The 20,703-nt window shown below is 50.0% G+C and carries 17 protein-coding genes; 9 read left to right on the forward strand and 8 right to left on the reverse strand.

Annotated elements, in window-relative coordinates:
• Positions 1-44: 44 nt before the first annotated feature.
• Both ispF and HMPREF9194_RS09225 read right to left on the reverse strand, forming a co-directional pair.
• The gene (gene ispF / locus HMPREF9194_RS12145; RefSeq protein WP_016526105.1) at positions 45-1,340 is read right to left on the reverse strand and encodes a 2-C-methyl-D-erythritol 2,4-cyclodiphosphate synthase; all 1,296 of its coding nucleotides are present in this window, start codon (positions 1,338-1,340) and stop codon (positions 45-47) included.
• Positions 1,337-1,978, reverse strand: a complete 642-nt coding sequence (locus HMPREF9194_RS09225; RefSeq protein ID WP_016526106.1) for a CarD family transcriptional regulator — start codon at positions 1,976-1,978, stop codon at positions 1,337-1,339. Before HMPREF9194_RS09225 ends, ispF begins: the two co-directional genes overlap by 4 nt.
• Before the next feature lie 29 nt (positions 1,979-2,007).
• Here HMPREF9194_RS09225 and HMPREF9194_RS09230 point away from each other — a divergent pair, with 29 nt between their 5' ends.
• Positions 2,008-3,492: a TP0584 family protein gene (locus HMPREF9194_RS09230; RefSeq protein WP_016526107.1), complete on the forward strand. Its 1,485-nt coding sequence runs from the start codon at positions 2,008-2,010 to the stop codon at positions 3,490-3,492.
• Positions 3,485-5,125 (forward strand): peptide ABC transporter substrate-binding protein, encoded by a 1,641-nt coding sequence (locus HMPREF9194_RS09235; protein WP_016526108.1) that lies wholly within the window; start codon positions 3,485-3,487, stop codon positions 5,123-5,125. The genes HMPREF9194_RS09230 and HMPREF9194_RS09235 overlap by 8 nt, the downstream gene beginning before the upstream one ends.
• An 18-nt stretch (positions 5,126-5,143) precedes the next feature.
• Here HMPREF9194_RS09235 and HMPREF9194_RS09240 read toward each other — a convergent pair whose 3' ends face one another.
• The 3 genes from HMPREF9194_RS09240 to ftsH are packed head-to-tail and all read right to left on the reverse strand — an operon-like array spanning position 5,144 to position 9,512.
• Positions 5,144-6,457 (reverse strand): glycoside hydrolase family 1 protein, encoded by a 1,314-nt coding sequence (locus HMPREF9194_RS09240; protein ID WP_016526109.1) that lies wholly within the window; start codon positions 6,455-6,457, stop codon positions 5,144-5,146.
• Positions 6,447-7,484 carry an ABC transporter permease gene (locus HMPREF9194_RS09245; protein ID WP_016526110.1) on the reverse strand — a complete coding sequence of 346 codons (1,038 nt, stop codon included), beginning with the start codon at positions 7,482-7,484 and terminating at the stop codon, positions 6,447-6,449. Before HMPREF9194_RS09245 ends, HMPREF9194_RS09240 begins: the two co-directional genes overlap by 11 nt.
• 3 nt (positions 7,485-7,487) lie before the next feature.
• Complete coding sequence (ftsH, locus tag HMPREF9194_RS09250) at positions 7,488-9,512, reverse strand: ATP-dependent zinc metalloprotease FtsH (RefSeq protein WP_016526111.1); 2,025 nt, start codon at positions 9,510-9,512, stop codon at positions 7,488-7,490.
• A gap of 182 nt (positions 9,513-9,694) precedes the next feature.
• Here ftsH and fliS point away from each other — a divergent pair, with 182 nt between their 5' ends.
• From fliS to HMPREF9194_RS09285, 7 genes are all read left to right on the forward strand, one after another.
• Complete coding sequence (fliS, locus tag HMPREF9194_RS09255; protein WP_016526112.1) at positions 9,695-10,132, forward strand: flagellar export chaperone FliS; 438 nt, start codon at positions 9,695-9,697, stop codon at positions 10,130-10,132.
• Positions 10,133-10,135: 3 nt separating this feature from the next.
• Positions 10,136-10,624, forward strand: a complete 489-nt coding sequence (locus tag HMPREF9194_RS09260; RefSeq protein ID WP_016526113.1) for a flagellar export chaperone FlgN — start codon at positions 10,136-10,138, stop codon at positions 10,622-10,624.
• A gap of 226 nt (positions 10,625-10,850) precedes the next feature.
• A complete protein-coding gene (locus HMPREF9194_RS12505) occupies positions 10,851-10,991 on the forward strand; it encodes a hypothetical protein (protein WP_281166995.1) in 141 nt (46 codons plus the stop codon).
• Positions 10,992-11,159: 168 nt separating this feature from the next.
• Complete coding sequence (polA, locus tag HMPREF9194_RS09270; RefSeq protein WP_016526114.1) at positions 11,160-13,994, forward strand: DNA polymerase I; 2,835 nt, start codon at positions 11,160-11,162, stop codon at positions 13,992-13,994.
• Positions 13,991-14,650 (forward strand): dephospho-CoA kinase, encoded by a 660-nt coding sequence (coaE, locus tag HMPREF9194_RS09275; RefSeq protein WP_016526115.1) that lies wholly within the window; start codon positions 13,991-13,993, stop codon positions 14,648-14,650. Before polA ends, coaE begins: the two co-directional genes overlap by 4 nt.
• A 6-nt stretch (positions 14,651-14,656) precedes the next feature.
• Positions 14,657-15,586 (forward strand): SPOR domain-containing protein, encoded by a 930-nt coding sequence (locus HMPREF9194_RS09280; protein WP_016526116.1) that lies wholly within the window; start codon positions 14,657-14,659, stop codon positions 15,584-15,586.
• 81 nt (positions 15,587-15,667) lie between these two features.
• Positions 15,668-17,143: a hypothetical protein gene (locus HMPREF9194_RS09285; protein ID WP_016526117.1), complete on the forward strand. Its 1,476-nt coding sequence runs from the start codon at positions 15,668-15,670 to the stop codon at positions 17,141-17,143.
• 16 nt (positions 17,144-17,159) lie between these two features.
• On the opposite strand, the gene HMPREF9194_RS09290 is transcribed toward HMPREF9194_RS09285, so the two are convergent.
• The 3 genes from HMPREF9194_RS09290 to HMPREF9194_RS09300 are packed head-to-tail and all read right to left on the reverse strand — an operon-like array spanning position 17,160 to position 20,463.
• On the reverse strand, positions 17,160-17,552 hold the full coding sequence (locus HMPREF9194_RS09290) for a DUF1622 domain-containing protein (protein WP_016526118.1): 393 nt from the start codon (positions 17,550-17,552) through the stop codon (positions 17,160-17,162).
• A 16-nt stretch (positions 17,553-17,568) separates the two neighbouring features.
• Positions 17,569-18,003, reverse strand: coding sequence for an acyl-CoA thioesterase (locus tag HMPREF9194_RS09295; protein ID WP_016526119.1), 435 nt, complete (start codon positions 18,001-18,003; stop codon positions 17,569-17,571).
• A 15-nt stretch (positions 18,004-18,018) separates the two neighbouring features.
• Positions 18,019-20,463, reverse strand: coding sequence for a hypothetical protein (locus HMPREF9194_RS09300; protein WP_156828024.1), 2,445 nt, complete (start codon positions 20,461-20,463; stop codon positions 18,019-18,021).
• Positions 20,464-20,703 lie beyond the last annotated feature (240 nt).

Genomic DNA, 20,703 nt, shown 5'->3' on the forward strand with positions numbered 1-20,703 from the left:
CTGCCCCGGAGGTATTTTTAGCGGCGCCATGCCACGCTTTCTTATCACGTGAAGCGCAATAGGCACGTGCAGAGGGCCGAAACCGCCTTTCCCTCGCCGATATCGCCGAGGCCTTCGGCGGTTTTTGCTTTTACAAACACGCGGTCGATTTCGCAGTCCAAAACGGAGGCGATGCTTTCGCGTATTTTGTGCCGCCAATCGAGGATCCTCGGCCGTTCTATGGAAAGCACGCAGTCAAGGTTTTCAAGACGCCAGCCGGCGTCCTGCACGCGCCGCCATGCCGTTTTAAGAAGGACGCTTGAATCGGCATCTTTCCATGCGGGATCGGAGGGCGGAAAAAGTTCGCCGATGTCGCCCAAGGAGGCGGCGCCGAGCAGCGCGTCGGTTATCGCGTGGAACAGTACGTCCCCGTCGGAATGGGCAAGTTCGCCCTTGTCGAAAGGAATGTGAACGCCGCCTATGAGAAGCGGCCGGCCGGATACAAGACGGTGCGTATCGGACCCCAGTCCGATTCTGTAAACGGCGCATGAAGCCGGAGTGCGGGAAGCGCTTGTTCCGCCGGGTAAATCTTCTTTATATGTTATTTTCACGTTTGTTCGTTCCCCCTCGCACACGTATACATCCCCTTCGTATGCGCCCCATATTTCCGTGTCGTCGGTATAGGTTTTGCCGTCATTGTGCGCTTTGCGGTGGGCTTCCAAAAGTTTTTTAAAATAAAAACACTGCGGCGTTTGGACGGCCGCTAAACGGGAACGCGGTAAATGGCGCGTAATTGCCGAAGTTTCGGTATCTATTTCTTTGCAAGTGTCCACGACGGGAAGAGCCGGAGCACACGCGCCTTTTTCGCGGGCAAGAGCCAGAACTTTTTTAACCAAGCCCGGACTTAAAAAAGGGCGCGCCCCATCATGTATAAAAACAAGGTCGACATCGCAATCACGATCGGAATGTTGTGCGCCCGCGCTGTGCGCGCCCGATGCTAAATACTCCAAAGCGCATAAAACCGATTCGCGACGCGAAGCTCCGCCCGGAATAAATTCAGGCTTGAGATGTAAATCACGCAGTTTTTCGGCAACAAAGGGACTTGCAAAAAGCGCTTGTTCCGCTTCGGCTTTATCGGCTTTTTGCGACGGCAGCGTTACGACGAAACGCGCAAGGGTGCAGGAGGAACAATCGGAATCGGAAGTCAGCGTACGCAAAAAGGGTTCGGCGCTGCACGACAGTACGGTTCCGCTTTTTTGGTTCGGAAATAAAGCGGAACACAGGGGCATGTATTCTTTTTTTTTACCGGAAGCAAAGCGCTCGGAAGTGCCCGCCGCGGTTAAAATAAGGGCGATTTTCATTCATCATCGTCGCCGTCGTCGTCTTCATCGTCTTCATCGGCGCCCATAATATCGTCTTCGTCGTCTTCGTTTAAAAATTCGTCATCGTCGTTCAAACCGTCAAAAGCGGAAGCGCCGCGGCGGATTTCGTTTTGGAGACCTGCCGGCTCAAGTTTTTCGTGAATTAATGCTTCAACTTCTTCCAAGGGTTTATCCAAGGCAAACGATATTTCGTCTTCGAGCAGCTTTTTTGCCGAATCGTACAGTTTGCGTTCCAAAATCGGCAGTTCCTTAACCTTGCTGCGGTGATACAGCGAGCGCACAATCATCGCGATGTCGCTTACCGTCCCCTTCTTTAACAGATCGAGATTCATCTGATAGCGAAGTTTCCAGTCCGACGTAATCGGTTCGAAATCTTCACCGATTTTTTGCAAAGCGGCCATCGCTTCATCCTGCGAAACAATGGCGCGGATTCCCAACTCGCCGCAGCGGGCGACGGGAACCATAATCGTCATATCGGAAACTTCCAAGTACATTACATAGTACAATAATTTTTCATCGTTAAAAACTTTTTCTTTAATTTCAATAATTTTGCCGACACCCTGACTGGGGTACACGATTTTTTGATTAACCTTAAAAGGAGTTTTCGCTTTACTCATACCCTACTAATATATCATAAAATCGCGGAATGGTCAAAGCGGCAGGGAACAAGGATTTTTTACTTTGTGCGGCGATAAAAAATGCCGATAATAAAAGCATGAGTGTTCCCACGGATTTCGAGAATAAATTGTACGCCGCCGCCAATGAAAAAACCGCATGGTATGACGGCACCGCGCTGCCCAAGCTGGTTGACGAATACCGCAATTACCGTTCGGTTTTTAATACGGTGCTGTCTTTGCTGCTGAAAAAAGGATTTATTCAACCGGATCCCTACAAGGTCGATAAAAAAATTACGGAAATAACGATTCCCGACGAAACCGAATTCAAAGAAAATGATCGTGCCGCCGTTTTAGGTTTACGGCTTTCCGAATACGAGAGCGCTTTGGAATTTTTGTGCAATTATTTTAAATTTTCGGTGGAAAATTTAACGTTGGAGCGCATAAAAAAACTCGTTCAGCTGAACAACTACATCAGCTGGAATTCGCTCATGAATACGGCGGCAAAGCAAAACAGCCGGACTTTGGGAGAAATTTTTACGGCCATAAAAATGGGTTCGGACACCTTGTCGGTCGGCGTTTTGAACGATTCAATCAATTTTATAACGAAAAGCCTTGCGAGAATCAACACGATTTTAAAAGACGTAACGGACTTAAAAAAAGAATTGTATAAAATCGACGTACGCAAAAAAATTCTTGACAGCGATGCGTTCGCACCCGTGCGCGAAACGCTGACATCGGAAAACGGCGTGTATGCCGTACGCGAGCATTTCGCTTCGGCGATGGGCAAGCAGCCGTTTTATACCGAATTGATACAGGAAATTATACAGGAAGAAACCGCGCCGGATAAGGAAACGCTGCGCGAAAATCTGCTGAATAGACTGGGCATAAAAGAAGCCGAAACGATAAAAAAACAGCCGAAAATCAATACAAAAGAACTTTTGATAAGCGCGTGCCGGCTGTTGGCGGCGCTTTCTCCGCAGTATACGGCTATTGCGCCCAAGCTGGACGAAAACCATCAGCTTTTGCAAAGCGAGCACCACGGTTTTTGGGCAAAGTTAAAAACGGCGTTCCGCAAAGCATTCAACATAGCCGAAAAGCCCGTCGAGTATAAATTGACAGTGAACGATCCGTATACGCAAACGGTAAAAACGCAGACCGTCGATTTTACCGCCTTTGTAGACAATTTGATGAAGCGCACCCGTTTATACGCGTCGTTCGGCATACAGCAGTCGGCAAATATACAAAAACTTGCGGGAATGGAAGAAGGCGCGCTTTTGGATTATCTGCAACGGCAGCTTTCCGAATGCAACAATCTGCAATTCGTGCTGGAAGGTTTCGACGAGTTTTTTAAAACGGCCGTGAACGCGGAAAACCGCGGCAAAATAAAGGGCATTCAAATAGAACTGACGACGGTAAAAAATACGCTTATAAAAATAAATCAGCGCAAAGCGGAATACACTTCATACATGGCCGAACAGGCGCAAATGCAAAAATTGGGAATACAAAATGTATAATACCGCACGCTTTTTGTTCCGCGCCTTGTTCCGCGCGGCGGCATTTTGCATGCTGTCGTTTTTTTGTGCATATGCGCATGAACACGCGCAAGAAGACGAAGATCCGGGCATTTTACTCTTTAATCCCGATGTGCAAAAGGAATTGGTGATTATAGATTCGTCGCACGCGGATAACTTAAATCCGCACACGGCCAATTACAGTTCCGAAGCCCAAATTTTAAACGGCTTGTACGAAGGGCTTTTTTCGTACGACCCTATGACGCTCGATCCGCTTCCCGCGCTTGCCGAAACGTTCCGCATATCGCGCGACCAAAAGACGTGGACCTTTACGTTGCGCGAAAACGCACAGTTCAGTAACGGCGAAACAATCGAAGCCGAAGACGTAAAGCGCTCTTGGCTCGCACTTTTGCGTCCCGGTTTGCGCGCGCCGTTCGCTTCGCTTTTGGACTGCATAGCGGGCGCTGCCGCGTACCGAAACGGTACCGGTTCCGCCGAAAGCGTAGGCATTACGGCAAAAAATAAAAAAACGCTTGTCGTCCGCTTGGAAAAGCCCGCGAAGCACTTTGCAAAAATTCTGTGCCACCACGCTTTCGCCGTCGTGCATCCGGATGCGAACGTGTTTTCGGGAGCCTTCGTGTTGAAAAAACACGATAAGGAAGAGTTGCTGCTTGAAAAAAATCCTTTTTATTATGCCGCAGGCGAAGTCGCCCTTCCTTCGATCCGCATTATAAGCGGAACCGACAAGGACGAAAACGCCTTTTCGTTCAACACGGGAAAATCGCCGTGGGTCGAAGGCTACGTTAACGTTGAAAAAATATACGATAAAAAAAATGTCGCCGTCTACCCGGAGTTCGGCACGGAATTCTTTTTCTTTAAAGCTTCGAAAGCGCCGTGGAATAATCTGCGTATGCGCAAAGCCGTACTCGCCGCCATCCCGTGGGAAAAGCTGCGGCAGGATGCGCCGGTCGCCGCGCAAACGCTGATTGTTCCTTTGCAGAATTATCCGAAAATCTACGGCGTCGGCGATGATAACGGCGGAGATGCGGAAGACTCGGAAGATTCCGAGCTTTTTGCTCAAGCCGCGTCAAACTCCGGGAAAAAAAGGGGCGCCAAGGCCGGCGGCAAAAAGCCGATACCGACTCTTACGATCGCCATTCCCGACTTCGATTACACAAAAAAACAAGCCGCGCTTATCGCCGATTCGCTTATGAAAGCCGGCATAAAAGTTCTCATAAAACCGATCGCTCAAGAACGTTATTTGGAAAGCATCGGCGAATCAAAGGCGGATCTTTTTACCTACACGTGGATAGGCGATTTTGCCGACCCGCTTTCTTTTTTGGAATTGTTCAGAAAGGATTCGTCGCTTCGTATAACGGATTGGCAGGACGAAGGGTTTGAAGCGCTGCTCGAACAAGCCGCCTCGGCGCAGGACGAAAAAGAGCGCTATAAAAAACTTGCCGAAGCCGAACAGTTTTTATTGGACGAAGCGCTCATTCTGCCCGTGTCGCATCCGGTTTCTTTAAACGCGGTCGACAGGAACGTTTTGGGCGGCTGGTTTGTAAACGCGCTGAACATTCATCCCTTTAAATACCTGTACTTTCTCGAACCGGCAAAAATCGAAGGAATCATTTAAAAGCGCGCGCTTTTCGGCTTATTGCGGGTACCGCGTACTTTCCACAAAGGTTTTGTACATATCGTCCGTTACGCCGCGGTTTTGAATAATGCGCGCATAAAACTCGCCGCTTGAGTGGACGGTTCTTTTTTGCGTTTCGTAGTCCACGGCGATTAAGCCGAATTTTCCGCTTTCGCCTTCGGCCCATTCAAAGTTGTCCATAAGAGACCAGTGGTAGTAACGCTCGATCGGCAATCCGGATTCGCACACAACCTTTAAGTGATCGTAAATAAAGCGGCTTCTGAACGCGTCCCGTGCGTCGCACGTGCCGTTTTCGGTTATGTAAATCGGGGCCTTATAGCGGCGGGACATGCTTTCCGAAAGCAAGCGCAAACCTTCAGGGTAAATTTCCCAGCCCAAATCGTTGTGCGGAACCGAAGGAAACACGCCGTTTTTGCCGGCACTCACCGCATCGCGCGAGTAATAATTGATGCCGATAAAATCGTAAAAGCGGCCGCATCCGATAGGCGTTCCGTTTACCGACGCGGGCATTTTTTTTACCGGCCAGGATGCCTTGCCCGTCATTGACGCTTGCGTAAGCGAATCCTGAAAGGCGCGGCGCATAAACGCGGCCGACAGCCGGTGTACGGGATTCCATTTGCAGCGCGGCGTAAAAACGCGCAAATGATTGGCAAAGCCCACGCGCGTAGCATCGGGCGCAAAACCTTTTTGTTCTCTGATGCGGTGAATATCCCGATAAGCGGCGATGTGCGAAACGGCCAAATTCGTATAGACGGCGCTCAAGGCTTTTAAATCGTTTTTTTTGCCGGGGGGCCATATGCCGAAAAAATAGCCGTTTACGGCATAGACGTTCGGCTCGTTAATCGTAATCCATTCGTCGGCCAAATCGGCAAGACCTTCAACCGTATAGCGAACGAAATTCGAAAACAGCTCGGGCGATTCGGGGTTTTCAAATGCACCCGTATTTTCAAACCAGCGCGGGTTTGTAAAATGGTGCAGCGTAACGAGCGGCTGTATGCCGTTGTCGCGCAGTTTTTTCAATTCGTCGCGGTAATGCCCGATCGCTTCGCTGTTGAATTGACCGCGTTCGGGTTCGATGCGGCTCCATTCCACGCCGAAGCGGTATATTTGAAGGTTCAGACTTTTCATAAGGGCGATGTCTTCGTCTACGCGATTGTAATGGTCATCGGCCCTGAGCGGGTTTGTGCCGTCGGCGATATGACCGGGAGCTAGAGCCCAATCGTACCAGCTGTTATTCGTGTCGCCGCCTTCGATTTGGGTCGCCGCGGTTGCGGTTCCCAGCAATAAGTTTTCGGGCAGTTTAAAGTGCATGTCGCCTCCTCGCGCGTATATCGGTCAACAAAGACGCTAAAAATATAACGGCGCAAATACATAAAGATACAAACCGGTTTATACCGATAAAATCGGCCGCGTAGGTAAAGGCGCAAAAAATAAGAACCGATGCGACAAGGGCTGTCCAGTTTCCTCTTCCGCCGAACAAAGACAGCGAAGCGATAAAACATACGATGAGGGGCCTGATTTGGAATTCCAAGCCGGAGACGGCGCTTGCACTTCCCGCACGGGCGGAAATCATTATACCGCTTAATGCAAAAAGAGAAGCGGTGATGCCGTATAAAAACATTGTTTCTTTGAGCGTAAAATCTTTGGGGTACGCGGGCCACAAAAGCGGCACTTCTTTATGCAAAACGGGAAGATTGAAAACCGGAAAAAACGTTTTGATTACGATAAGCAAAAGCGCAAACACCGCAATCGAAAAAATCACGGCAAAAGGAATCGAATATACGGGGCTTGCGCCGATGTATCCCGCACCGAAAAAGGTGTAGCCCTTTGTAAAACCTTCCAAAACTTTTTGCGAAATGTCCTGATCGTAGAGGTACACGCGGCTTAAAGCGGACAATAAAAGACCGGTGCCGAGCGTCGCCGCCCACGGCGGTACAAAAAACTTTTTTATTATAAAGCCGTTGCAGGCACCGACGACAAAAAACAGCAACAGTACCGCGGGAATCACGATAAAAAAAGGAATCGGCGGCAAAGAAGGAAAAAATCTGCCGGCCGTTTCGGACGCCTGTACAAATGAGCCTGCGATGATACCTGCAAAAACGGCCGCGCTTCCGGCGGACAAATCGATATAGCCGGCAAACAAACACAGGGCGGTTGCCGCCGACGAAATCAAAAGCGGCGCGGCATTCGAAAACACATCGCGTATACTGCGCAGCGAAATCAAACTCGTATCCGTTACGGCAAAGACGATAACGCACGCGCACAAAATGCATGCGGCCGCATAACGGCTCACAAAGGTTTTTACGCGCTGCACAAACGATTCGGGTATAAAATCCATCTTTTAAGCCTCGTCCGTTTTTTTGCCGCGCCGCGGTTTTGCCTGAGCGCTCTTTGCGGCAAGGTCGGCTTCGGCTTTTATAATCTCGTTGAACTCCTGCTGTTCGATCGTTTCTTTTTCCAAAAGCCGGTTCGCGACGTATTCCATAACCTGTTTTTTTTCTTTTAAAAGACTTAAAACGTGTTTAAAGCGCTCGGCCATAATGCGCGCGATTTCTTCGTCGATGTATTTTTGCGTTTCTTCCGAATATTCGCGCACCAGCTGGGGTTCCGCAGGACCGAACCCGTAGCCCTGTCCGGACTTTCCGAGCGTAACGTTTTTAAAGCGGCCGCTCATACCGTAGGCGGTAATCATTTTGCGGATTGTGTCGGTTGCCCGCTGAATGTCGTTTGCGGCTCCCGTCGAAATCTCGTTAAAAACAACCTGTTCGGCGGCACGCCCGCCGAGCAAAACGTCCACTTCGTTGATTAAATCGCGTTCGGTTTGCAGCGTTTTTTCTTCTTCTTCGCGGTACTGCGTAAACCCGCCGATACCGTGCGAACGCGGAACCACGGTAATTTTATTAACCGGCGGATAACCGGGCGTAAAGGCGCCGACAAGCGCGTGTCCCGTTTCGTGGAAGGCGACGATGCGCCGCTCTTTTTCGTTTTCTTTGCGCGTTTTCTTTTTAAGACCGATGCTTACCTTGTCGATCGCATCGTTAAAGTCGGACATCATGACCTTCGCATGCCCGTTGCGGACGGCAAGCAAGGCTGCTTCGTTTACAACGTTTGCAAGGTCGGCACCCGAAAATCCGATAGTGCCGTGCGCAAGCGATTCGAAGTTGACTTCGGCGTCGAGCTTGACGTTCTTCGAGTGAATGCGCAGGATTTCTTCCCTGCCTTTTACGTCGGGGCGTTCGACCGGAACTTGCCGGTCAAAGCGGCCGGGGCGCAGCAGCGCGGGGTCGAGAATGTCGGGACGGTTCGTCGCGGCAAGAATTATCAAGCCTTTTTCGTTGTCGAAGCCGTCCATTTCGACCAGCAATTGATTGAGCGTTTGCTCCCGCTCGTCGTTGCCGCCGCTTACCGAATTGATACGGCTTTTGCCGATGGCGTCCAATTCGTCGATAAAGACAATGCACGGTGCTTTGTCGCGCGCCTGTTTAAAAAGGTCGCGCACGCGGCTTGCGCCGACGCCGACAAACATTTCGACAAAGTCGGAACCGGAAATGCGAAAAAAAGGAACACCGGCTTCGCCCGCAACGGCGCGCGCCAAAAGCGTTTTACCCGTTCCCGGCGGGCCGACCAAAAGCACGCCCTTCGGAATCTTTCCGCCGATTTCGGTATATTTTTGCGGCGACTTCAAAAAGTCGACTACTTCAACCAATTCTTCTTTCGCTTCGTCAACGCCGGCAACATCGGAAAAACGGGTCGTAACCTTGCCTTCTTCTACCGCAGCCGCGCGGCTTTGTCCCGCGGAAAAAATACTTCCGCCCAAACCGCCCATGCGCTTAAAGATAAAGCGGTACATCACAAACAAAATACCGACGGGAATAACCAAATTGAACAAAAGCTGCAGCAAAATACTGCGCTGATTTTTTACCGCCTTATAGGCGACACCCTTTTCGTCGAGCAGCGACAAAAAGTCTTCGGTAAGAATTCCTACCGTTCTATACACCGTTCCTTGCGACGAAGATGACGAAAACAAAAACGAAGGAAGCATGTCCGTTTCCTTTGTGCCGCGCGACGAATCCGGTCCGTAACCTAAAAAGTACGTGTCGCCCATTTCGACCCGCACAATCTGACCGGAACTTATCAGCCGTTTAAATTCGGAAAAATCGATTGTCGTATCGCTTCCGCGCAGCACGAAAATCCAGTTAAAAACGCTTACACCCACAATAAACGCCAAAAGAATAAGCCAAAAAGGAATGCGCGGCGGGCGCTCGTTACGCTCCTTGCCGCCGTGTTCGGGATCAACCGAAAGTTTAAAAAAGTCGAAAGGGTCTTTGCCGTTTTTGTTGTTGTCCGCGTCGTTTTTATCGCTCATGACAGCCTCATTTATAAAAAACTACCTTAAAAGGCGCCGAATGCCGCCGTTCCGGCCATCGGTACTCACTTAAATATACGCATTTGTGCCGATTTAGTCGAGTGATTTTGTCGCAAAAACGGGAAAATCGCGGGAGAAGCATTTGCTAAAGTCCACTCGAAAAATACCGATAATAAACCCGTATGGCATACACGCAAGCTTATACCGCATACAGAGAAACCGGAGTCAGAACGGCCAGTCAGGGTAAATTGATTCTTATGCTCTACGAAGAAGCGATCCGCCGTTTGGACGCGGCCTTGGCCTTGTATACGGATTCGGACAAAATAGAAACGGTTTCCATCGAAAAATTTCATGCCAATTTGGTAAAAACGCAGGAAATCATTACGGAACTGATGGTTTCGCTCGATATGGAAAAGGGCGGAGAAATCGCGCAAAACCTTATGGCTTTGTACGGATTTTTCAACCGGGAACTGGTGGACATAAGCATCAATCACGACCGCAAAAAACTTTCTTCCGTGCGGACGATGATGAACGACCTGCACGGTTCGTGGGCCGTAGCCGTTTCGGAAACGCCTGCCGCCGAACCTGCGGCTCATCCTTCCGTCGATATAAACGGATAAACTATGGCGGAAAACAAACCGAGCGAACGGAAATTGAACGAACAGGAATTGAACGAACGGGTCGCCGTTCTCAGGCGGCTCAAAGAACTGCTTACTCAACAGCGCGCAAAATTCCGCGAATATTTAACCGTGCTCGAAAAGCAGGAAACAAGCATTGTATGCGAAGATATGGAAAAGCTGTACGCCCATACCGAACTCGAACAAAACATAATCGGCAATATTTCGAATCTGCAAAAAGTCATAAAGCCGATGGAAGCCCTGTATAAGGACACGTACGCGGGAAACGACGCCGAAATTCCCGTTTTGCGCGCCGATTTATCCAAACTGCAAACACAAATCCTCGTTCAAAACGAAAAAAACCGCACTGCGCTTCGGACACACATCGATTCCGTGCGCTTAAAACTGCAAAGCCTTCAAAACCCCTACAAGAGAGCAAAATCAATCTACGCACACGGCGCGCATACCGCATCGATAATAAACATTCAAGGCTGAGAGAACGCTTGCGCCTTTATATGCTTTGTACTTTTTTCCGTCAATTATATTTATTTTATAATTGAAGTACAGTGACGTATGCGGACGCAGAATCCGCTTGGAGGACAAGATGAACGAAAAAAATCTGAAAATTTTAGGGTGGATCGGAACGGTACTTTCGGTAGTCATGTATGTATCATATATTCCGCAAATATGGAACGACGTTCACGGATAAAAAACACCGTTTATACAGCCTTTAGCCGCCGCGGTCAACTGTACTATATGGACGGCTTACGGGCTTTTAAAAGAGAAACGCGATTATCCTTTGTCGGCGGCAAATTTCCCCGGCGTTATTTTCGGCATACTTGCAACAATAGCCGCATTTTAATCGATCCGATGCGGGGGCGGCGAAAAAGTTTGTTACTTTTTCGCCATCCCCTTAGTACATAGGACTGTAAAATTCCGTTACGGCGGTATGCAATGCTTCCGGTAAACGTGTGTGAGCGGCGCCTTGTTTTTCCTTCCGATCCGTGCTACCTTATAGCGGGAGAATGTAATGACCGACAACACGCTGTATATTTTGGATTCCTACGCGCTCATTTACCGTTCATATTTCGCTTTTATAAACCGTCCGCTCATAAACGACAAAAAACAAAACATTTCCGCCGTCTTCGGCTTTTTCCGCAATTTTTTCAACATTTTGCAAAACTGCAAGCCTTCGTTCGCCGCAGCCGCCTTCGATTCGAGAACACCCACGTTCAGACACGAAATGTACGATGCGTACAAGGCAACCCGAGCCAAAACGCCCGAAGACTTGCACGAACAAGTGCCCGTCATCGAAGACATTTTGCATGCACTCGGCATTCCCGTTTTGCGCTGCGACGGATTCGAAGCCGACGACATTATCGCAACCCTCTCCTCGCGGTGCAAGGCCGAAAAGCGCGGCTGCCGCATTTTATCGGGCGATAAGGACTTAATGCAGCTGGTCGGGGACGGCACGCTTATGATCAAAAACGACAAGGCGGGCGGCTGGGAAACGATCGATGCCGAAGGCGTTCAAAAAGAATGGGGCGTAATGCCCGACCTCATGCTCGACATGCTTTCGCTGACCGGCGATACGGCCGACAATATTCCCGGCGTTCCGGGCATCGGGCCGAAAACGGCGCAAAAGCTGCTCGGTGAATACGGCAGCCTCGACGGGGTTTTTGCAAACGCCGAAAAGCTGACCGGTTCGGTCGGAGATAAAATACGCGGCGGAAAAGAAAGCGCATTGTTTTCGAAAAAACTGATTGAACTCCGTACCGATGTTCCGCTCGGCGTTTCGCTCGACGACTTGCGCATCGCGCAGCTCGGCTATAAAGAAGCGACGCACCTTTTAAAAAAGTGCGGCGCTTTTGCCGTTGCAAAACAGTACGAGTCGGCGTCGGCGGAAAGCGGGGCAAACGCTGCACACCCGGATGCCGCACCTGCGGGCGCTGCGCATTTTTCAACGGCGGATGCCGCGGGTTTTTCAACCGCACCCGCTCAAAATGCCGCCGCACGGACTTTTATCGAAGAAAAAGACTCCGAAGAGATCAAGCAAAACAAAGGCGACTACCGTCTTATCCGTACCGAAGAAGCATTGCGCGCCCTTGTCGACTCTCTCCTTGACGCGAAAACCGCCGCCTTCGATTGCGAAACCGACAGTTTAAATGCGCACAAAGCGCGCTTGGCCGGCTTTTCGCTCTGCGCCGAAAAAGGCACAGCTTATTACGTTCCGGTCGAAACGTCCGACATGCTTTTAGCCGGCGCTATGGTAACCAAGCAGGACGCCCTCGCTCAGCTTGAACGCCTTTTTTACAATGCGGACATGACGCTCATTATGCACAACGGCAAATACGACCTTGAAGTGCTGCTTGCAAACAACATGGGAAAAGGCGCCTTCCCTTCCTGCCGCATATACGACACGATGATTGCCGCATGGCTTTTGCAGCCCGACCGCGAATCGTTTAAGCTTGAAGCGCTTGCCGAACGCAAACTCGGTTTAAAGGGCATCGAGTTTGCCGACATCGTGCCTAAAGGTTCAACCTTTATGGCTGTTCCGCTCGAAACCGCCTGTTCTTACGCGGCCGAAGATGCCGATTTTACGCGGCAGCTGTGGTCGTTTTTTAAAGAGCGGCTGGAAGAATCGGGATTGAGTTCTCTGTTCTACGAACTTGAAACGCCCGTTTTGCCGATTTTAACGCAAATGGAAATCGAAGGAATCGGAATCGAAAAAGAAAAACTTGCCGCTTTTTCGGTCGAATTGGAAGCCGACATTCAAAAGGTGGAGCGCGAAGTATACCGTCTTGCCGGACGCGAATTTAACATTGCAAGCACAAAACAGCTGCAGGAAATACTTTTTACCGAACGGAAATTGACGCCCGTCAAAAAGACAAAGACGGGCTTTTCGACCGATACGGCCGTGCTTGAAGAGCTTGCCGCCTGGGATCCTGTTCCGAAAAAGATTCTCGAATACCGTACGATGGCAAAGCTTAAATCAACCTATGTGGACGCCCTGCCCCTTTTGGCCGACGACAAGGGGCGCATTCACACAACCTTTATGCAGACGGGTACCGCAACCGGCCGTCTTTCGAGCCGCGACCCGAACCTGCAAAACATTCCCGTGCGCGAAGAAGCGGGGCGGCGCATCCGTTCCGCATTTTCGGCCCCGGAAGGACGTCTTCTTGTGTCGGCCGACTATGCGCAAATCGAGCTGGTAATTTTGGCGCATTTGTCGCGCGACCCCAACCTGTGCACGGCCTTTAATGAGGGAAAAGACGTTCACCGCGAAACCGCCTCGCTCATCTTCGGCGTCGCGCCGGATGCGGTAAGCGCGGACCAGCGGCGTACGGCAAAAACGATCAACTTCGGCGTTATGTACGGCATGAGCGCGTTCCGGCTCGGCAACCAATTGGGCATTCCGCGCGGCAAGGCTCAAGCGTTTATCGATTCGTACTTTGCCACGTATTCGCATATCCGCGAGTTTATACGCGCGACAATCGAAAAGGCTGAGCAAACCGGATACGTCGAAACGATTATGGGACGAAAGCGGCCGATTCCCGCGATAAACAGCAAAAACAAAACGGAAAAAGCGGGCGCCGAACGCATTGCGGTCAATACACCGATTCAAGGCTCGGCCGCCGATGTCGTAAAAAAAGCGATGATCGCGGTCGACAAGGCTCTCAAAGAACGCATTCCCGGCGCAAAACTTTTGCTCCAAGTGCACGACGAACTTATCGTCGAATGTCCTGCGGGCAAGGCCGAGCAAACGGCGGCTCTCCTTAAAAAAGAAATGGAAGAAGCGGTATCGCTTTCCGTTCCGCTGCGGGTGAGCGTGGAATACGGCAAAAACTGGGGCGAGTTCCATTGAGCATTTTATCGGGCGCTTCATTGACAAGCGGAACACGGAACAAGGGCCGCCTTATCGGGGTGACAGGCCCGATGGCTGCGGGGAAAAACGCCGCCGCCGATATTTTGCGCGCAAAAGGCTTTACCGTTTTGGACGCGGACGAAATCGCGCACGTTGTATTGGATGAACAAAAAGAACGCGTTTGCGAACTTTTTGCACAGGATGCGCAAAAGGCACTCATTCCCCTCATGGACGACGAAGGGAACATTTTGCGGAAAAATCTTGCCCGCATCGTTTTCCGCGATCCGCAAAAACTCGCCTTATTGGAAAATCTCATTCATCCTGCGGTAAACGATATTATCGAAAAACGCATCACCGCATCTCCTTCGGAATCTTTTGTCGTCAATGCGGCGCTTTTATACAACATAAAAGTCATTAAAAAGTGCGACTGCATTTTATACATCGATGCGCCTTTTTTTATTCGGTTTATGCGCGTAAAAAAGCGGGATAAACTGAATGCGAGGCGCATTATCGAACGTTTTTTTGCGCAAAGGCAAATCTTTGCTAAATGTAAAAATCAAAATGCCGATATATATAGAGTAAGAAACTGCGGAACAAAAGAGCGGCTCCAGGCAAAAATAGAAGCCGTTTTGCAGTCGTCCGTATACAAAGGATAGATTTTTATGGAAGAAAAACGGATATTATGGATAAGCGCGGCGGTCGGTATTTTTTTGCTGATCGTTATAGGAGCGGCGTGGATTCTCTATGCCCCGCACAAAAACGCCGATTCGGCTTCCGCCCTTACGCAGGAACAAAACGGAAACACGTGGATTTTAACACCGCAAGCTTCAGGCTCGGCCGTTGCCGAGATTCCGAGCAGAGAAGCCTCCGACACCGATAGGGAAGTTCCCGCGCATCCTGCGGGAACGGCCCCCACCGTTCTTCCGTCCGATGCTGCCGCTTCAAATGCGCCTTCCGGCTCGATGAACACGGTACAGAGTAACGATCTGACGATTATCAGCAATAATACAACGGTTTTAACAAAAGACGGAGTTACGACGATAGATTTAACCGCCTCGGGAAGGGCGCCCGAACAGCAGGTAATAGAAGCGCCGGCCGGCAGTCAAAATGCCCCGGACGTAAAAACGGTCGTTCCGGCCCAAAGCGGCAATGAAGCGCGCGCAGCCGAAACGACGCAAACCCCGAACGTAAAGCCGGCAAAATCTGCCCAAAACACACAAACGCAAAAGAACGCGCCTCCCGCCAAAAAAGCGGCCGCCGCAAAACCGGCAAACACCGCAGCAAAAAACACGGGCAAACCGAAGGCGGCGGCCGCGAAAACCGCAAACATTCCCGACCGTTTTTGGGTACAGGCGGCATCTTTTACTGATAAAGAAAACGCCGAAAACGCGCGCAGTATTTTGGCAAGCGAAAAAATTCCTGCCGAAGTTTTTACGTATCGGGATAAAAGCGGCAAAACCTTTTACCGTTTGCGCGTCGGCCCCTACACGACCGAAAGCGAAGCGCAATATTGGAACAGCCGCATAAAGCTCATAGAGCACTTCAGTTCCGCACAAAGCTACGTTACCAATTCGTCAAAGCCTTTGCGCTGATTTTCGGCGTGCTTATTTTATTGCGCGCAAAAAATCATAAAAAAACGCTGAAAAAACACCGGCTGAACCTATAAAGAGAGTATGAAATACATACTCTCTTTTTTTATTGCGGCCGCATCGCTGTGCCGTTTTGCAGGCACCGGGCTTTGTGCGGCGGAAAACCGACTCATAAACATACGGGCGGCGCTGCCCGTTTTTTCGCCGGCAAAAAGTACTTTTACGGTCAAATATACGCCGCTGCAAAACCTGTCGTTGTATGCGGGAAACATCGCGTTCGGCGGCTTGTGGGGCTCATTTTCGTCATCAGCTCCGGCATCGCCTCAGCCGCTTAAAAAGGCCGAGCGCTCCTCCGACGTTTTTTACACATCGTACGCGGATAAGGGCCTTTTCCCGCTGTATGCCGCTGCCGACGCTTCCTTTGCGGACATAAAAATGTCGTGTTTTATCGGCGTTGAAAAAAGCGCAGCGACCGAAAAAGTTTTTCCGTCTTCGCTCGCCGATTATTCCGTGTGCGCCGGAGCGGCACTTTTGCTTCCCTTCACTATCGGCATTCGTACAAAAGATTTTCCGCGCTATATTCAATGCACATGGACTTCCGCATGGAAAAGAAGCTTTATCGATTACAACCGGCCTGAAAGCTGGTTTTTGCAGCGGCCGCCGTTTGCGCCTTTTTACGCCGACACACTGATACAGCATTTGTTCGTGTCCGGCGGGCAAAGCAGTTTTTCGCTGCAGGCAAGCTGTACCGCCAATCCGTACGGAATGCCCTCGTATTCGGCACAGTTCGATGCGGCGCAAAAATTCGGTTATTTTTCATACAATGCGCTCGCTTTTTTTTGCACGCGCGATTATTTGAATCAAAACGGTTCGTTTGAAAACGAACGTATAAAAGTCTTTGTAAATCCGCAGCTGCGCCTTTCTTTCCGCAACGCGATCGTACAATCCGTACATGCGGGAATATCGGCCGGTATTTGGTACGACGATAAAACGACAAACGCGCAAAAGACGAGCGCAAAAAATCCCGATGCTTCCGCTGTGTGGAAGTCGTCGGTAAAAGCGCTTGTGAAAATAAACGTCGCACCGGCGGAAGCGGAGTTCGGAGCAAGTTTGGCGCCGCTCAATCTTTTGCACTCAGCCTGTACAGAGCAAACCGTTTTAACTCCGGAATGCTCCGTTCGGTTTAAGGGAAGAAAAACCGGGGACACGGCGTTTTCATGGAATGCGGGTATAGAAGGAACCTTATACCCCGCGCGTAAAAAAGTACTGTCAGGCGTAAAGGCCGAAAGCGGCTGTACGGGGACTTTCGTCATCATGCAAAAAATAAACTGCACAGCCTCGGCCGCAGGACAACTCAACTGCACGATGGCGAAAAATCGGGAAGGGGCCGTCTTTTCGGGTTCGGTGAAATTCAAGCTCGCTTTAAAACGGGCGACGGAGAAAAGGAACGTGCGGGCGATGCGCATCCGGCCGGGGCTGAACGCTTATACGGAATTCATCTTTAAAAATTCCGGCTTGGACAAAATCAAAGGAGATATCGTTTTGAAGCTGTCGCTTTAAAAGCCGAAAGCCGTCTTTACAAGCCCGTAAACATATCGGGATTTTCCGAGCGCTCTTTGTCGATTTCCTGAATTTCCTTATTCAAAAAAACCGAAAGAACCGTGCGGATAGTAACGATGCCGGCAAGAATTCCCAAGTCGATAAGATCCGGTTCGATGATCGATTTTATAATGTCGGCGGCAATCAGCACTTCGAGCGCCAAAAGCAAATACGTCCCCAAATCGGCGCGGATAACGCGCAAGCGCTGTACATTGTATTTCGATTTTAAACGGAACAGTTCGGTTTTTATAAAAGCCGCAACCGCAGCAAGCGTGCCGTAGACGATGATCAGCACGCTGACGACGGAAATAAAAAACTCGATATTTTTAAGCAGCTGTAAAATAAACGTGTTGCCGTGTAAAGCGGACATATTCTCTCCAGAAACCTTACCTCGCGCGCTTTTCCGGTGCGGGATCGGGGGCATCGGGATACAAACCTTCAACCAAAAATTCGTCGGGAAGTTTTGCCGGCCGCCCCGTTTTCGACGAAACACAGGCCCATGTAACCGTCGCTTCGGCACAGACGGTTCCGTCTTCTTTATAGATTTTTTGGCGGAATTCGCCCGAAATATTTTTAAGCTTAACCGGCTTTACTTCGATAAAAAGTTTATCGTCGAGCAAAGCCGACGCTTTATAATAAATGTCGATGTGCGTAACGTACAGATAATATCCGGCCGCAAATATGCCGTGATAGTCGAAACCGCATGCATGCAAATATTCCATTCGGGCAAATTCCAAATAATTCAAATATACGGCGTTATTCACGTGATTATAAGAATCGCATTCGTAACTGCGCACAACCAATTCGGCCGTATGAGTCATAGCACCTTCCTTTGTTTATTTTAACACGGAATCGACAAGCATTTGGAATTCCGCATCGAGTTTTTGCTTTGTTACATTTTCGCCGGCTTCTTTTGCGATAACAAAAAGGCCGTCCCGTTCGAGAATCGGTTCATCCGCCGAATGCAAGTCGGCCGCTTTTTCACCGATTTTCCCGAACGTAAAACTGAACGGAAGCGGCTCTACAAAATCCGCCTCTGTGCCTTCGGCTTCGGGGACCGCCGTTGCGGCAACGGTTTCCGTCGGCTCTGTCGCCGCTTCGGAAACAACCGCAGCAGATGCAGGCATGATGCCGGAAGCGGGTTCGTCGAGTATTGAAAAATCGGGCTTTTCGATTTTAAAGTCGGAAAAATCGTTTTCGGAATTCGAAGAAGAAACGGCATGAGCGGCATTTTTTTCGGTTTGAGTTTCTCCGATTTTCAGTTCTTCGTTGAAGATATCTTCGCCCTCTTCATCCTCGCCGTCTTCAGCTGCAGGCTTTTCTTCATTTACGGCTTTTTTCGCACTTGCAAGTTCAAAGAAGCTGCGGTCAAGCAAATCGTCGGTTTTTTCTTCCGCCGCAGCCGGCGTTTGCGGAACATCCGCTACTTCGTCTTCGTTGTTTTCCAACCCGGCCAGCACGGCGGAGTCTTTTACAAAATCAAGATCAAAAATATCTTCGCCGCCCGCATCCGTCCGTTTGTCCGCCGATTCGGCTTTCGCGCTCGGTTCTTCCGCAAGCACTTCGGCCGGCTCATCCGCGGCCGGAACTTCTTCAAGTTCTTCAAGTTCTTCAACTTCTTCGGCTTCGGGAATTTCTTCGAGTTCCTCAACCGCTTCCGCGTCTTTGGGAATTTCTTCCGCTTCTTCACTGACGGGCTCGGCTTCTTCAACTTCTTCAAGTTCTTCCGGCTCTTCGGCGGATACATCGCCGGCGGCCGTTGAGGCGTCTGCACTCACCTCAGGCGCGGCAGCTTCCGCTTCGTCCACCGGTTCCGCTTCAAGCACGGGTTCGGCGTCGTCTACGGGCTCGGCAAACTCTGCGTCATGTACGGCTTCGGCTTCATCCACAGGCTCCGCTTCAAGTACGGGTTCAACTTCGTCCACAGGCTCGGCATCCGCAGCGATCTTAGCAACGGGTACGGCAGGTTCGCCGGCTGCCGGGACGGCTTGCATTGGAACGAACTGAGGCGAAGCGGCAGAAAGCACGGGAGAAGCGGCGGGTGCAAAGTCGCGGCTCGAAATGATTTTTCCCATCATTTCTTTTAATTCGGCCGTGAGCATATCGAGGTTGGGCTTTTCTTTTGCCGCGCTTTGCCGATGCAGAGCGGACAGAATTTCGTCCCAGCTTTTTTCAAGCAAAAGGTCGGTTTCCCGTGCATGGCGTTTGGCTTTGCCTCCCAAACTTTTTTTGATCGCGCCGTTGATTTCGGCTTTGCGCCGATTCATGTCCGCATACACGGCATTCCAATCGACTTCTTCTTTTGCCGCCAAATAATCGTTTATAACCGCAAACTGAAAGCGTTTTATCCGCTCGCGGATAATCAGCATATCGTCCTGCTTTACGTTAAAAATCAAAAAAATGATAAGATAGGCGGTAATAAAAACGCTGGCTAAAAGCAGGATTCGCACCGTATCGGAAAAAACGAACAGATTTTCTTCGTATAAACGCGATACATATATGTTCGAAGCGCTCTTTTTCGAAAAAAGCAGCCACACATCGCTTTTGTCGGTTTCCATGATTTTTTCGGTAAACGAAACATCGCCCGAAAATTTTTTAATTAGAATATCCTGCAAAATGTTCCGGCCGGTATTCGGAAAATCCAGCACAAATACGGGACGCTCGGCCGTTCCGGTAAAAATCACATTGTCGGTCATCGCAAGAAGGTTGAGTTTTACCAGTTCCCGCGAAAAAGCCGAAGCGGCCGTATAAAAAACAATCGTCCCGCGGTACACCGAATACGAATCGTAAAACGGGAAACTGAATAAGATGCGGTCGCGGTCGGGATCACAGATTATGCGCGAGTGCCCGCCGACTTGTCCTGCAGCGGAACCGGCGCCGACCGAAATCCCTTTTGTGTCGCTGTCGGAACTTTCAATGTCCGCGTAATCCAAATCGCCGGTATCCTTGTACATGCGGTATGAAACAAGTTTTTCGCTGCGCTGAAGTATGTCCTGCGCGATTGTACTGTAATGGATTCTTTTTCCGCCGCTTTCTATAATGCGTATGCCGGTTAAAGACGGAACGGCGGCAAACAAAGCGCCGGACGCATCTTCCCTGCCTTTAATATCTTCGGAAAGCTGCTCGAACGCGAAGCTTTTTTTTACGTATTCGTTTTGGACAAAATCGTCATAAAAAGTTTTTTCGGACGAATGAAGATAGTCGTCCAGAGTCTTCGATGCGGCGTCAAGCCGTTCGCTTATTCCGCGGACAAGGGCAGGCTGATAGAACCGGGTTTCCATTACGGAAAACAACCCGGAAAAAGCCGCAACGGTAAAGACGGCAAATATGAAAACCGAAATTAATAAACTGACCGCAACCTTTTGCCCCGAAGTCAATCCCTACCTCGAAATTCCGGCACAGCGAACGCCGAAAGAATTTATGTAAAAAAATATCTAAAAAAGCGCTAAAACATCCACAAGCGAACGCAACGCAACAAAAGACATGCCGACAATAATCGCCGTCTTTCTTATTATCGGCAC

The sequence above is a fragment of the Treponema maltophilum ATCC 51939 genome, from assembly GCF_000413055.1.
Classification (GTDB): Bacteria; Spirochaetota; Spirochaetia; order Treponematales; family Treponemataceae; genus Treponema_C; species Treponema_C maltophilum.

Excerpts from the sequence above, each read along its gene's own strand:
- ispF (WP_016526105.1), bottom strand. The coding sequence starts at position 1,340 with ATGAAAATCGCCCTTATTTTAACCGCGGCGGGCACTTCCGAGCGCTTT.
- HMPREF9194_RS09225 (WP_016526106.1), bottom strand. The coding sequence starts at position 1,978 with ATGAGTAAAGCGAAAACTCCTTTTAAGGTTAATCAAAAAATCGTGTAC.
- HMPREF9194_RS09230 (WP_016526107.1), top strand. The coding sequence starts at position 2,008 with ATGGTCAAAGCGGCAGGGAACAAGGATTTTTTACTTTGTGCGGCGATA.
- HMPREF9194_RS09235 (WP_016526108.1), top strand. The coding sequence starts at position 3,485 with ATGTATAATACCGCACGCTTTTTGTTCCGCGCCTTGTTCCGCGCGGCG.
- HMPREF9194_RS09240 (WP_016526109.1), bottom strand. The coding sequence starts at position 6,457 with ATGCACTTTAAACTGCCCGAAAACTTATTGCTGGGAACCGCAACCGCG.
- HMPREF9194_RS09245 (WP_016526110.1), bottom strand. The coding sequence starts at position 7,484 with ATGGATTTTATACCCGAATCGTTTGTGCAGCGCGTAAAAACCTTTGTG.
- ftsH (WP_016526111.1), bottom strand. The coding sequence starts at position 9,512 with ATGAGCGATAAAAACGACGCGGACAACAACAAAAACGGCAAAGACCCT.
- fliS (WP_016526112.1), top strand. The coding sequence starts at position 9,695 with ATGGCATACACGCAAGCTTATACCGCATACAGAGAAACCGGAGTCAGA.
- HMPREF9194_RS09260 (WP_016526113.1), top strand. The coding sequence starts at position 10,136 with ATGGCGGAAAACAAACCGAGCGAACGGAAATTGAACGAACAGGAATTG.
- polA (WP_016526114.1), top strand. The coding sequence starts at position 11,160 with ATGACCGACAACACGCTGTATATTTTGGATTCCTACGCGCTCATTTAC.
- HMPREF9194_RS09280 (WP_016526116.1), top strand. The coding sequence starts at position 14,657 with ATGGAAGAAAAACGGATATTATGGATAAGCGCGGCGGTCGGTATTTTT.
- HMPREF9194_RS09285 (WP_016526117.1), top strand. The coding sequence starts at position 15,668 with ATGAAATACATACTCTCTTTTTTTATTGCGGCCGCATCGCTGTGCCGT.
- HMPREF9194_RS09290 (WP_016526118.1), bottom strand. The coding sequence starts at position 17,552 with ATGTCCGCTTTACACGGCAACACGTTTATTTTACAGCTGCTTAAAAAT.
- HMPREF9194_RS09295 (WP_016526119.1), bottom strand. The coding sequence starts at position 18,003 with ATGACTCATACGGCCGAATTGGTTGTGCGCAGTTACGAATGCGATTCT.
- HMPREF9194_RS09300 (WP_156828024.1), bottom strand. The coding sequence starts at position 20,463 with ATGGAAACCCGGTTCTATCAGCCTGCCCTTGTCCGCGGAATAAGCGAA.